Origin of the sequence: Cryobacterium sp. GrIS_2_6, from assembly GCF_035984545.1 — a bacterium.
Lineage (GTDB): Bacteria > Actinomycetota > Actinomycetes > Actinomycetales > Microbacteriaceae > Cryobacterium.
Genome location: NZ_JAXCHP010000001.1, coordinates 3859441 through 3872975, shown reverse-complemented (window position 1 = coordinate 3872975; position 13535 = coordinate 3859441). Strand labels below are relative to the sequence as shown.

Here is a 13535-nt window from a genome sequence, read left to right as displayed (position 1 = left end):
GGCAACGGATGCCGCAGGCCGGGTCAGGTTGCGTCGAAAGTCCCCAGGGTGCCAGGTCGCACCTGTGTCCAGCCTACGTCGCGGCCGACCGAGTCGGCCCCGGAGCGAATGCAGGACCACGCAGCCGTTGAGGCTGTCCTGGCCTCACAGACCCGCTCCTCCTGCGTTTGACGGCGCCGGCCCCGGGGGTCGGGCCGCGTCGCGCTTAGGCGGTTCGCCCGTCCGGCTGCTCGGCGAGGAGCTGCCTGGCGGCGATGCCGATCACCGCGCTGTATGTCGGGTAGGCGAACCGCACCCGGGCGAGGGTTGCCACGTCGACGCCCGCGGCCATGGCCGTGGTCACGGACTGGACCACTTCCACGGCGTTCTCCCCCGTCGCATGTGCCCCGAGGATCAGTTCCCGCCGGCGGTCGGAGATGAGTTTGAGGAATCCGCGTTCCCTGTCGTCGATCACGGCACGATCGAGGCCCGAGTACCGTATGACCGCGACGACGCAGTGCGGGTCGCGCGCACGGGCATCCGCTTCGGTCAGACCGACCCCGGCGTAGTCGGGATCGGTGAACCCGCCGGCCGGCAACAGGTGGTGCGGCGTGCGACGGTTGGCATCGAGCACGGCGTTCTCCGCAGCCGCCTCACCCTCGAATTGGGCCGCCTGCACGAGCATGTCGCGCCCGTTGGCGTCCCCGACGGCGAAGATGTGCGGAACGACCGATCGGAAGTACCGATCAACGGGGATGGCAGAGCGCTCGGTTGCGATACCCGCCGCCGCGAGGCCGAGGTCCTCAACGTCCGCCGGCCAGCCCGTGGACATGATCACGGCGTCGAAGTCTGCGGCGAACGGATGCCCGCCCTCGACCCAGCGGAGTGTGATCGCCCCGTCGCTCGCCCGCTCCAGACTCGTGATCGTGTCGATCCCCGTGTGGATCGCCACGCCGTTGGACCGGAAGGCGTCGCTCACCGTCACTGCGATATCGGCGTCGGAGGCCATCAGGATGCGCGGCGCGACATCGAGCACCGTCACCCGGGAACCGAAGGCGCTGAACACGGTGACCAGCTGGGCACCTGTGTTGCCCGCCCCGATCACCGCGACCCGATTCGGGAGGCCCGGAAGGTCGAGAACCGCCTCGGGGACCGTCGCGAGTTCCGCACCGGGCACCGGCAGCCGGCGCGAGTGCCCGCCGACGCAGACCAGGAAGGTGTCAGCGGTCAAGGAGCGGCCGGTGTCGAGCACGACCGTGTGCGGACCGGTGAATCGGGCACGGCCCTCGAGCACCAGTGTGATCCCGGCGGCCGTGAAACGCTCTGCCTCGTTTTTGATCGACCGCACTTTGTCGACCTGGGTCTGCACGTGACGCACCACGGCGGGCCACTCAATCCACGGATCGGAGACAACGATCCCATAGCCGCCGAGCGAGCGCGCCTCGCGGATGAGGCGGGCCGTCTTGGCGAGTACCCGCGTCGGCACACATCCGGTGTTGACACAGGTGCCGCCGAGCCGGTCCGCTTCCACGACCGCCACCCGTGCGCCCAGTTCCGCGGCGCGGAGCGCTGCGGCTGTCCCTGCCGGTCCGGCGCCGATGACGACAATGTCGAAGTGATCGGCCGGGCGGTCAGGGTCAGGATGCGATTCGGGCACGGCGGTCTCCTCGGACTTGTGGGCTTGACTGTCCGCCCACTGTGGCCGACTCATCTGAAAACCGCCCGAAAGTCCGCAGAAACTTTGGATCACGCCGCCGCTGAGGCTGTCACGGCCTCACCGACCCGCTCATCCTGCGTTTGCCGGCGGAGGCATCCGCTTCAGTCCAGGCCTGGATGCCCGGCGCGGGCCCCGCGGCTCAGGCCGCGTCGAGGGTCCCCAGCGACCGCGGCCGCACGAGGGTCCACAGCACGACGATCGAGACGACGGCCGTCACGCCCATCACCGCCGACATCGGCACGGCGGTGCCGACCCCGAGCAGTCCGACGATCGGGGAGATCAGCCCCGCGACCCCGAAGTTGGCCGCGCCGAGCAGCGACGCGGCGGTCCCGGCCTCGTGACCGTGCGCATCCAGTGCGATCACCTGCGCCGACGGGAAGGTGAAGCCGCACGCGGCGATGAACACCCAGAGCGGCACGAGGGTACCCCAGAGGCCGGCGCCGGCGCGGTCGAGTACGAGGATCGCCATCGCCGCCGTGAACAGCACGAGCGTCGACACGACGATGATCCACTGCGGGGCGACGTTGAAACGGTGCATCAGCACAGAGGACATCTGCACACCCGCGACGATGCCGAGCGAGTTCACCGCGAACAGCACCCCGTACTGCTGCGGGCTGAAGGCGTACACCTGCTGGAACAGGAAGGGCGAGGCCGAGAGGTAGGAGAACAGCCCGGTGAAGGTCATCGCTCCGATGATCGCGACCCCGACGAAGGTGCGGTCGCCGAGCACGGCCCGGTAGCGCTGGGCGAGCGTGGTGTGCCCGGAGGCGTGACGTTCCCGCACGGGGAGGGTCTCAACGATCAGGAACGCGACCGCCACGACGACGACGACGCCGTAGCCGGCGAGCACCCAGAAGATGCCGCGCCAGCTCATCACGAGGAGGAGCTGCGACCCGATCACCGGGGCGAGCACGGGGGCGAGCCCGCTGACCAGGGCGAGCCGGGACAGCATCCGCACGAGCGGCTTGCCGCCGAACAGGTCACGCACCATCGCGAGGGCGACGACCGCGCCCGCCGCCGCACCGAAGCCCATCAGCACCCGGAAGACGCCGAGCCAGACGATGTCCTGGGACAGTGCGGCGCCGACGCTGGCAAGGATATGGAACCCGGTCGCGAGGAGCAGGGGCAGGCGGCGACCGACCCGGTCGCTCCACGGCCCGACGACGAGCTGGCCGAAGCCGAAACCAATCATGGTCCCGGTCAGGGTCAGCTGGATGGCCGCCGCTGAGACACCGAGTTCGCTCTCGAGCGTGGGGAACGCGGGCAGGTAGAGGTCGATCGTGAACGGGCCGAGCGCGGTGAGGGCTCCGAGCACGAGCACGTAGACCAGGCGCTGCGGCCGGGTCAGGGCATCCCCCGGATGCCGGACGACGGAAATGGGGGCGGTGGCGGTGCTCACGGCGGACGTGTCCTCACTGTGGGTGCTGGGGGCTGGCGCTGGGAGGCATGCTGGGTGCAGGCCGGGCGGTACCGTCGTGCGCCCGGGTGCACGCGACGAAAGACACTCTCGCCCACTGGTGCCAAGGCGGGCGTCACTGCGGCTATTCCCGCCGGACCGCGACACGCCGGAAGGATCAGTCGGAGACGCCGAACCCGTTCGGGTCAGCAAGGATCCCCTCGAAGGCGAGCTCCGCTGCACCGATCATCAACAGGTTCGATCCCAGTTCCGCCGCGCTGATCCGCACGCTCCCGAAGGAGGACGGCAGCGACCATGTGCCGACGGCCGCGCGGAGGCGTTCGGGGTCCGCGTTGAAGAGCGCGCCGAGGAAGCCGCCGAGCACGACGAGCTGCGGGTTGAGGATGTTGATCGCCCCGCCGAGCGCGACCGCGAGGAAGTCGAGCTGGCGGTGCACCTCGGCCTGGACCTCGGCGGATTCCGTCGCGAGCAGGGCGCGTTCGAGTTCGTCGGCGTCCGCGCCGGAGCCGGAGAGTCCGAGCACCGCGAGCAGTTCCTCCCGGCTCACTTCGGCCTCGAGCGTCCCCGTGATCCCCGCGGAGTCGACGCGGGAGCTTCCGCTCACGCGGGTGTGGCCGAACTCGCCCGCGTAGCCGGCGACGCCGCCGACGGGCAGGCCGCCGACGATCATGCCGCCGCCGATGCCGCTCGCCCCGCCGTTCAGGTAGATCAGGTCGGTGATGCCCTTTCCTGCGCCGAAGTAGCGTTCGGCGAGCGCCCCGAGGCTCGCGTCGTTCGCGGCCACGACGGGGAACCCGGTGGCCTGCTCGAGCATGTCCGTGAGCGGTTCGTCGACCCAGCCGAGGTGCGGGGCGAGCCGGACGAGCCCGTCGTGGGCGCGCACGAGGCCCGGAACGGCGACACCGATGCCGACGACCCGGAACCGGGCCTCGAGCTCGCCGCGCATCCCGTCGATGACGGCAGCGGCGATATTCACGGCCTCCGTCGGGCTCGGAGTGTGCTCGGTCGGGTAGCGGATGCGGCGGTGCACGGTGCCGTCGAGGCCCACGATCCCGATCGTGACCGCATCGATCTCGGGGTTCACGGCGAGGGCGACGACCGCGGCGGCCACGTGCACGATGGGGCTCGGCCTGCCGACCTGGTTCGTCGAGTCCGGGTCCCGCTCCCCCGCGAGGCCGAGCTGGGCGAGCTCGCCTACGAGGGCGGCGATGGTCGACCGGTTCAGCCCGGTGAGGCGGGTCAGCTGGGCGCGGGAGGTGGGCCCGTTGCGGTGGACGAGGCGCAGAATGACCGACAGGTTGTGCCGACGGATGTCGTCGTGGTTGTTTCCCTGCACCTGGCACTCCTCCTTCCGCGCGTGTTGCACAAGGCTACCGCCCGCGCCCGGGGGTCAGCGTCCGCCGCTGCGCCGCTTGTTGAAGATGTCGAACGCGACCGCGAGCAGGAGGACGAGGCCCTTGATGGCCATCTGCCACGCGGCATCCACCGAGAGGATCGACAGTCCCATGTTCAGGACACCCATCACGAGGCCACCGACGATGGCTCCGACGACCGTTCCCACGCCGCCCTGAACGGCTGCGCCGCCGATGAAGACCGCGGCGATGGCGTCCAGTTCGTAGTTCTGCCCTGCCGAAGCCACGGCGCCGCCTGCCCGGGCCGTGCTGTCCACGCCGGCGAGTCCGGCGAGCACGCCCATGTTGACGAAGACGTAGAAGTTGACCCACTTGGTCTTCACGCCGCTCATCATGGCGGCGAAGAGGTTGCCGCCGATCGCGTAGACGTGACGGCCGAAGACGGTCTGGTTCAGCATGAACGTGTAGCCGAGGATCAGCACGGCGAGGATGATCAGGATGATCGGGGTGCCGCGATAGCCGGAGAGAAGCCAGGCCAGCCACATGATCGCGATGACCGCAATGCCGGACTTGACGGCCATCTGCACGACGGATTCCATGGGCAGCTCGAGGCGCCGCAGGGTCACACGGGTGCGCAGCTGCTGCGCGACGAGGGCGATGCAGGTGATGGCGCCGAGGGCGAGAGTCAGGGTGTCCCGTCCGCCGAGCTCACCCAGCACTCCGGGCAACCAACCGGCGCCGATCGCCGTGAACGAGTCCGGCAGCCCGCTGATCGTGCCACCGGTCAGCAGGACGAGCGTGAGGCCGCGGAAGATCAGCATGCCGGCGAGGGTCACGATGAAGGCTGGGATGCCGACGAAGGCGATCCAGAAGCCCTGCCAGGCGCCCACGACCGCACCCACGACGAGGGCGAGCAACACGGCCGCCCACCACGGGAAGCCCCATTGGTTCGTCGTGATGGCCGAGACCGCACCGACCATGGCGACGACGGAGCCGACCGAGAGGTCGATGTGGCCTGCGATGATCACGACGACCATGCCGATCGCGAGGATCAACACGTAGGCGTTCTGCTGGATCAGGTTGTTCACGTTGCCGGGCAGCAGCAGCCGGCCCTTCGTGAGCACTTCGAACAGAACGATGATGACGACGAGCGCGGCGAGGATGCCGTACTGGCGGAAGTTGATGGCCAGCCGGGGCTTGCGCGTGGCTGGGGTGGTGGTGGTCATTGCGGTCTAGTCCTTTCCCGCAGTCATGAGGTGCATGAGGCTTTCCTGAGTGGCGTCCTTCGCGGCGACTTCGCCGGTGATGCGACCCTCGGAGATCGCGTAGATGCGATCGGAGATGCCGAGAAGCTCCGGTAGTTCGGAGGAGATGACGACGACGGCCTTGCCCGCCGCGGCGAGCTCGTTGATGATGCCGTAGATCTCATACTTGGCGCCGACGTCGATGCCCCTGGTCGGTTCGTCGAGGAACAGCACATCGGGGCCGGTGAAGACCCACTTCGACAGAACGACCTTCTGCTGGTTGCCGCCGGAGAGCTGCCCCGTGATCGACGAAACGCTCGGCGCCTTGATGTTCATCCGCCTGCGGTAGTCCTCAGCGACCTTGTACTCGCGGTGACGGTCGATCACGCCGAACCGGGCGAGGGTCGCCAGCGCCGCCGCCGAGACGTTAACGGTGATGTCGCCGATCAGGTTGAGGCCGTATTTCTTGCGGTCCTCCGTCGCGTACGCGATTCCGTTGCGGATGGCCTCGTCGACCGTGCGCACCGAGATCTCCGTGCCGTTCTTGAAGACCCGGCCGGTGATGTTCGTGCCGTATGAGCGTCCGAAGATGCTCATCGCGAGTTCCGTGCGGCCGGCGCCCATCAGCCCGGCGAAGCCGACGACCTCGCCCGCGTGCACGGTGAACGAGGCGTTGTCGACGACTTTCCTACTCGTGTCCACCGGGTGGTACGCGTTCCAGTCCTCGACCCGGAGGATCTCCGCGCCGATCGTCGGGTCCCGGGGCGGGAACATGCTGTTGAGGTCGCGTCCGACCATCGAGCGGATGATGCGGGCCTGGGTCGCATCCGGACCGTGCATGTCGATCGTCTCGATCGTCTTGCCGTCCCGGATCACGGTCACCGTGTCCGCGATCCGACGGATCTCCTTGAGTTTGTGGGAGATGATGATGCTCGTGATGCCCTGGCCCCTCAGGTGCTCGATCAGGTCGAGCAGGTGGTCGGAGTCTTCGTCGTTGAGTGCCGCAGTCGGCTCGTCGAGGATGAGCAGTTTCACTCGCTTCGACAGCGCCTTCGCGATCTCCACGAGCTGCTGCTTGCCGACACCGAGTTCGAGCACCTTCGTGGCCGGGTTCTCGTCGAGACCGACCCGGGCGAGCAGGCTCGCGGCCTCGAGGTTGGTCTTGTTCCAGTCGATGACGCCGCGGGTGGCGTTCTCGTTGCCGAGGAAGATGTTCTCCGCGATCGAGAGGTAGGGGCTGAGCGCCAGTTCCTGGTGGATGATGACGATCCCGACCGCTTCGCTGTCGTTGATCGATCTGAACTGGGCCTCTTCCCCCTCGAATTCGATCGTGCCGTCGTAGCTGCCGTGCGGGTAGACGCCGCTCAGCACCTTCATCAGCGTCGACTTGCCTGCGCCGTTCTCACCGCAGATGCCGTGCACCTTGCCGCGCTCGACCTCGAGGGTGACGGAGTCGAGGGCTTTGACCCCGCTGAAGTCTTTCCCGATGTCGATCATCCGAAGAATCGGACCGTTCATGTGTGTCGCTCCTGTCAGCGAATACGTCGTTCGGGTGCGTACCGACCGCGGTGGTGGCGAAGCCCAGGGCCCCGCCACCACCGCAGTCCGTACGGAATTCGGTTTCTTCGGTACGGCTTAGAGGCCGACGTCCGATGCCTTGATGAACCCGGAATCGATGAGCTTCGTCTGCACGAGGTCCTTCGTGACGACCTCAGGGGCCAGCAGGTAGGACGGGACGACCTTCTTGCCGTTGTCGTACGTCTTCGTGTCGTTCACCTCGACCGTTGTGCCGGCAGCGATCGACTGGATCATCGTGAAGACCTGGGCACCGAGGGTACGGGTGTCCTTCCAGACGGTCATCGACTGGGTGCCCGCGAGGATAGCCTTGACGTTCGCCTTGTCGGCGTCCTGACCCGTGATGAGCGGGTAGTCGGCTCCGGCGTTATAGCCGGCCGACTTGAGGGATGCTTCGATACCGACCGCGAGGCTGTCGTTCGGGGAGAGCACGACGTTGACCTTGGCGCCGTTGCCGTAGAACGAGGAGAGCCGGTTGTCCATCTCGGCCTGGGCCTTGTCAGACGCCCACCCCTGGATACCGATCGTGGTCCACTCGTCGTTCGTCTTCGGAGCCTTGCCGCTCGGGACGACCAGCTGGCCGCTCGTCACGTAGGGCAGGAGCACGTCCCACGCGCCGGAGAAGAAGTACTTGGCGTTGTTGTCGTCGGGGCTGCCGGCGAAGGGCTCGAGGTTGAACGGACCCTTGCCGTCCTTGAGACCGAGCTGCTTCTCGATGAACTGGCCCTGCAGCGTGCCCACCTTGTAGTTGTCGAACGTCGCGTAGTAGTCGACGTCGGGGGTCCCGTTGATCAGGCGGTCGTAGGCGATGACCGTGGCGTCCTGCTTCTTCGCGTCGGCGAGGGCCGGTGCGAGAACCTTGCCGTCGATCGCTGCGACGACGAGGATCTTGGCCCCGCCGGCGACCTGGTTCTGGATCTGGCTGATCTGCTGGTCGGTCTTATTGTCCGCGTACTGAAGGTCGACGGTGCAGCCGGCCCCTTCGAGCTTGGTCTTGAGGCCTTCGCCGTCATTGATCCAGCGCTCGAGGCTTCTCGTGGGCATCGAGATGCCGACGTTGCAGTCGGCGATTGCCGCCGTTGTGCTTCCGGTCGCTGATGTGGTGGCCGTTGAACACGCCGCGAGCGAGAGCGCAACGGCCCCCGTAGCGACAATCGTGAACAGCCTCTTGGTTTTCGTCATGATCTGCTTTCTGCTCTGAATGCTGTGATCGCACGAGGAGGCGGCAGTAAAACCACCATTACCCCCTTGTAACGCTGTCATCAACGTCGCGACACGCGCTTATGTTGATGCGTCCAACATATAACAGGATTCGAGCCCGAGTCACCCCTCTTTTGGGCCAGGGATGCAAATCTGGCAATTACAACGTGAGAATTCCGGACCGGAACCGAATTTGTTGCGCAGAACCGCAAAACCGTGCGCGTGCACGGTTTTCCCGGCGCGCCGCAGGCACAATTCCCATACGCGCGCCGGTTGCGCCGCTTCGCGCCAGGCGTGCCTGGCGCGGAGCGGCGGAATTGGCGCGCCGCCGTGGACACGCAGGATCAGGCGGCGGGGATGATTCCCGTGGCGACGAGCTTCGCGTACCAGAGCGCACTGTCCTTGGGGGTGCGCACCTCGGTGTCGTAGTCGACGTAGACGATGCCGAACCGCTTCGAGTAGCCGTATGCCCACTCGAAGTTGTCCATGAACGACCAGACCTGGTACCCGCGCAGGTCGACGCCGCGCGCGAGGGCGCGGTGCGCGGCGGTGAAGTGCCGCTGCAGGTAGTCGGTGCGCAGCGGATCGTGCACGGCGGGGCCGTCCGCGTCCTGCACGCGGATGTCCGGGAAGGCTGCGCCGTTCTCGGTGATCATGAGCGGCTGGTCCGGGAATTCCTCGCTGAGCGACACGAGCAGTTCCTCGAGGCCCGCGGGCTCGATGTTCCAGCCCATGTCGGTGTACGGGCCGGCCTGCTGCACGAATTCGACCCGGTCGGCGCCGGGCCAGGGAGAGCCGGCGGCGTCCTTGTGGCCGTCGGCGCTTTGGCGCGGGGCCTCGCCGTCCCAGAGCCGCACGAGGTTGGTCGAGTAGTAGTTGACGCCGAGCACGTCGATCGGCTGGTGGATGATCTCGGTGTCGCCGGGCCGCACGAAGGACCAGTCGGTGATCAGGGCGGTGTCGGAGAGGACATCCGCCGGGTACTCGCCTTTCAGCAGCGGGCCGAGGAAGACCCGGTTGCCGAGGCCGTCGATCTGCCGAACGGCCTCTGGCCCACCGGGGCCCTCGCCGCGCACGACGTGCAGGTTGAGCGTGATCGAGAAGTCCGGGTCGTTCGTGACGACCTTCCTGAGTTCCGTGATCGCGAGCCCGTGCGCGAGGTTGAGGTGGTGGACCGCGGTCAACGCCTCCGCACCGTCGGTTCGACCGGGCGCGTGCGCCCCGGAGCCGTAGCCCAGGTACGCGGAGCACCACGGCTCGTTGAGCGTCGTCCAGGTGTCGATCCGGTCGCCGAGAGCCGCGCCCATGATCCGCGCGTACTCGGCGAACGCGTATGCGGTCTCGCGGTTGGTCCAGCCGCCCTCGTCCTCCAGGGCCTGCGGGAGGTCCCAGTGGTAGAGCGTCGCGATCGGGCGGATGCCGCGCTCGAGCAGCCCGTCGACGAGCCGCTCGTAGAACGCGAGACCCTTCTCGTTGACCGGGCCGCGCCCGGTGGGCTGGATCCGCGACCACGAGATCGAGAACCGGTACGCGTGCAGGCCGAGCCGCTGCATCAGGTCGAGGTCTTCCTCGAGGTGGTGATAGTGGTCGCTCGCCGTGTCGCCGGTGTCACCGTTCAGAATCGCGCCGGGCGTGTGGCTGAAGATGTCCCAGATCGACGGGCCGCGGCCATCCTCGTCGACGGCACCCTCGATCTGGTACGCGGCCGTCGCCGAACCGAAGATGAATCCGTCGGGGAATTCCAGCCCCGAATCGCGGTAGTCCGGGTTGCCCTGGCGGGAATCGGTCATGAGAGGGTGGCCTTTCGGTTCGCGGATGCTGAGGTGTCGCCTCCCGCGCGTCTGGCGCGGAACGTGGCGTCCGAGTCACTCTGCACCGTGACCCCGTCGCCGTCTTCCACAATCGTAAAGGTCACAACGGAATCGCCGAGCGGATCCGACACCAGCACGGTCCTGGTGGCATCGCCCCCGGGATAGACCGTGATCAGGACGTCCTCGGTGTAGTCGTAGTCCGGCCGGTCGTCCCGCGCGCCCGTCGCGATCACGGCGCCCTCCCGCACCCACAACGGAATGCTGTCGAACGCGTGGGTCTCGCGGCGCCAGGCGGGTCCGGCCGCGGTCTCGCCGGTCAGGTAGTTCGTCCAGGTCCCGGCGGGGAGGTAGTACGACACGTCGCCGGCCTCGCTGAAGACGGGAGCGACGAGTAGGTCGTGGCCGAGCAGGTACTGGCGGTCGAGGTAGTCGACGGCGGGGTCGCCGGCGAATTCGATCTGCATCGGCCGCATGAAAGGGATGCCGCTGCGGTGCGCCTCGAGGCCGACCTGGTACAGGTAGGGCATCAGCGAGAGCTTGAGCTTCGTGAAGCGACGAGTGACGTCGACGGCGCTCTGGCCCGGTTCCTCCGTGCCGTCGTCGAAGAGCCACGGCACCCGGTAGCTCGTGGAGCCGTGCAGGCGGGAGTGGCTCGACATCAGGCCGAAGGCGAGCCAGCGCTTGAGCACAGCCGCATTGGGCATGCCCTCGAAGCCGCCGATGTCGTGGCTCCAGAACCCGAAGCCGGAGAGGGCGAGCGAGAGCCCACCGCGCAGCGTCTCCGCCATCGACTCATAGCTCGACGAGTTGTCCCCGCCCCAGTGCACCGGCTGCTTCTGGCCGCCGACGGTCGCGGAGCGCGCGAACAGCACGGCGTCGCCGACGCCGTGGTGCTCCTGGAGCACCTCGAACACGGCGGCGTTGTAGAGCTGGGTGTACCAGTTGTGCATCCGCTCGGGGCTGGAGCCGTCGTGCCAGACCACGTCGAGCGGGATCCGCTCGCCGAAGTCGGTCTTGATGGCGTCGACGCCCTGGTCGAGCAGGTGCCGCAGCTTGCCCTGGAACCAGGTGACGGCATCCGGGTTGGTGAAGTCGACGAGGCCCATGCCTGCCTGCCAGAAGTCCCACTGCCAGACGGAGCCGTCCGCCCTCTTCACGAGGTAGCCGGCCGCCTGGGCCTCGGCGAAGATCGGGGCGCGCTGGGCGATGTACGGGTTGATCCAGGCGCTCACGTGCAGGTTCTTGCCGTGCAGGCGGGCGAGCATGCCCTCAGGGTCGGGGAACACCCGGGGGTCCCACTCGAAGTCGGTCCAGTTGAACTCGCGCATCCAGAAGCAGTCGAAGTGGAAGACCGAGAGCGGCAGGTCGCGTTCGGCCATGCCGTCGATAAAGGAGTTGACCGTCGCCTCGTCGTACTGGGTGGTGAACGAGGTCGACAGCCAGAGGCCGTACGACCAGGCCGGCACCTGGGCCGGGCGTCCGGTCAGCTCGGTGTAGCGGCCGAGGATCTCCTTGGGCGTCGGGCCGTAGATCACGAAGTACTCGAGGTACTCTCCGGCGACGGAGAACTGCACCTGTTCGACGGACTCGGTGCCGACCTCGAAGGAGACGTGCTCTGCGTGGTTGACGAGTACGCCGTAGCCCCGGTTGGTGAGGTAGAACGGGATGTTCTTGTAGGACTGCTCGCTCGAGGTTCCGCCGTCGGCGTTCCAGATGTCGACGGTCTGGCCGTTCTTCACGAGCGGACCGAAGCGTTCGCCGAGACCGTAGACGAGTTCGCCGACGCCGAGCCCGAGCCGCGCGTGCACGTAAGCGGATGCGGGGGCGAGCCCGGTCTCCGTGACGCCGGAGACCCCGGTGGGTTCCGCCGCGATCGGCGCACCGTCGGCGAGCTGCAGGTAACCGATCGATTTCGGCCCGCTCTCGGTGAGGGTGCGCCCGTCCGCCTCGAAGCGGAGGCTCCAGGGGCTCCCCCTGTCGATGCGCGCGGTCAGGGGGCCGCTCGTGACCGTCCCACCATCGGCGTCGACGGACACGATGCCGCTGCCGGTGACGGCGCCGTCGAGCTCGAAACCGGGCTCCGTGGCTCCGCCGGTGTTCTTGGCCGCCCTCACCCGGATCACGCCGGGCAGCGGGGAGGACAGCGTCACGGAGAGCAGGGCACGGTTGAGCACGTCGCCGCGGTGGGCGATGACCTTGGTGGGGGCGTCGATCCGAAGTGCGTCGCCGTCGCCCGTCGCGCAGGGCACGACCTCGAGGTCGTACGCCTCCTGCGCATAGAGCGGCGTGACGCCGGGACGCACGTGCCAGAATCCATCGGTGAACTTCATTACTTGACTGCTCCTGCGGTAATGCCACGCGTCAGCGTGCGCTGGAAGATGAGGAAGAAGATGAGCGTCGGCAGCAGGCCGAGCAACGCGGATGCGCTCGTGGTGGTGACGTCCATCAGACGATCGCCCTGCAGCACGCTGATCGCGACCGGGACCGTCTGGTTCGCGTTGCTGACCAGGAACGTCAACGGGATCAGGAATTCGTTCCAGGTCCAGATGAAGAAGAAGATCAGGAGCACCGCGAGGGTCGACCGGCTGATCGGGTAGACGACGCGCCAGAGGATCTGCCAGCGGCTCGCGCCGTCGAGGGAGGCCGCCTCGAGGAGTTCCTTCGGGAAGGTTCCGTAGACGCTCGACAGCAGGTAGGTGCCGAAGGCGCTCTGGATGACCGTGAAGATGATGATGACGGCCCAGATGTTGTCGTACAGACCGACCTGCTTGAACATGAAGTAGAGCGGGTAGAGCAGGGCCTCCTGTGGCACCATGTTGGCGAGCAGGATCAGCACGACGATCCAGGTTCGGCCGCGGATGCGGCCGATCCCGATCGCGTAGGCGTTGAACATCGACAGCAGCACGGCGGCCACGGCGACGACACTCGAGATGACGACGCTGTTCCAGAGCTTCTCCGGGAAATTGACCCTGGTCCAGAAGTTGATGATGCCGTCGAAGTAGAGGTTGCTCGGCAGGGCAAGGGGGCCGGAGCTGTTGTAGTCGGCCGGCGACTTGAAGGAGTTGATCACGATCATCACGAACGGGATCGCGATGAACAGGCCGATGATGATGGCGATGAACAGGATGACCCAGTCGCCGGTGGTCTTGCGGGTGTGCACCTTGGGCAGCTTGAGCGGCTTGGGCTCTGGGGCGCCGGAATCGCGGCGGGGACGGATTTTCTCGGTCAGGGTAGTCATGG

9 protein-coding genes are annotated in these 13535 nt (G+C 67.3%); all 9 read right to left on the bottom strand.

Features of this window, described 5'->3' with window-relative positions; translation table 11 throughout:
* Positions 1–205: 205 nt before the first annotated feature.
* Complete coding sequence (locus tag RCH22_RS18720) at positions 206–1636, bottom strand: NAD(P)/FAD-dependent oxidoreductase (protein WP_327015140.1); 1431 nt, start codon at positions 1634–1636, stop codon at positions 206–208.
* Positions 1637–1835: 199 nt separating this feature from the next.
* Positions 1836–3095: a multidrug effflux MFS transporter gene (locus RCH22_RS18715; protein WP_327015139.1), complete on the bottom strand. Its 1260-nt coding sequence runs from the start codon at positions 3093–3095 to the stop codon at positions 1836–1838.
* Between the two features lie 175 nt (positions 3096–3270).
* Entirely contained in the window at positions 3271–4449 is a 1179-nt protein-coding gene (locus tag RCH22_RS18710) for an ROK family transcriptional regulator (protein WP_327015138.1), read from the bottom strand.
* 54 nt (positions 4450–4503) lie between these two features.
* The gene (mmsB, locus tag RCH22_RS18705; RefSeq protein ID WP_327015137.1) at positions 4504–5691 is read right to left on the bottom strand and encodes a multiple monosaccharide ABC transporter permease; all 1188 of its coding nucleotides are present in this window, start codon (positions 5689–5691) and stop codon (positions 4504–4506) included.
* A 6-nt stretch (positions 5692–5697) separates the two neighbouring features.
* Complete coding sequence (mmsA, locus tag RCH22_RS18700) at positions 5698–7227, bottom strand: multiple monosaccharide ABC transporter ATP-binding protein (RefSeq protein ID WP_327015136.1); 1530 nt, start codon at positions 7225–7227, stop codon at positions 5698–5700.
* A gap of 117 nt (positions 7228–7344) precedes the next feature.
* Entirely contained in the window at positions 7345–8466 is a 1122-nt protein-coding gene (gene chvE, locus RCH22_RS18695; RefSeq protein ID WP_327015135.1) for a multiple monosaccharide ABC transporter substrate-binding protein, read from the bottom strand.
* Between the two features lie 362 nt (positions 8467–8828).
* A complete protein-coding gene (locus tag RCH22_RS18690) occupies positions 8829–10274 on the bottom strand; it encodes a GH1 family beta-glucosidase (RefSeq protein ID WP_327015134.1) in 1446 nt (481 codons plus the stop codon).
* The gene (yicI, locus tag RCH22_RS18685; RefSeq protein WP_327015133.1) at positions 10271–12625 is read right to left on the bottom strand and encodes an alpha-xylosidase; all 2355 of its coding nucleotides are present in this window, start codon (positions 12623–12625) and stop codon (positions 10271–10273) included. Before yicI ends, RCH22_RS18690 begins: the two co-directional genes overlap by 4 nt.
* Positions 12625–13533, bottom strand: coding sequence for a carbohydrate ABC transporter permease (locus RCH22_RS18680; protein ID WP_327015132.1), 909 nt, complete (start codon positions 13531–13533; stop codon positions 12625–12627). The genes yicI and RCH22_RS18680 overlap by 1 nt, the downstream gene beginning before the upstream one ends.
* Positions 13534–13535 lie beyond the last annotated feature (2 nt).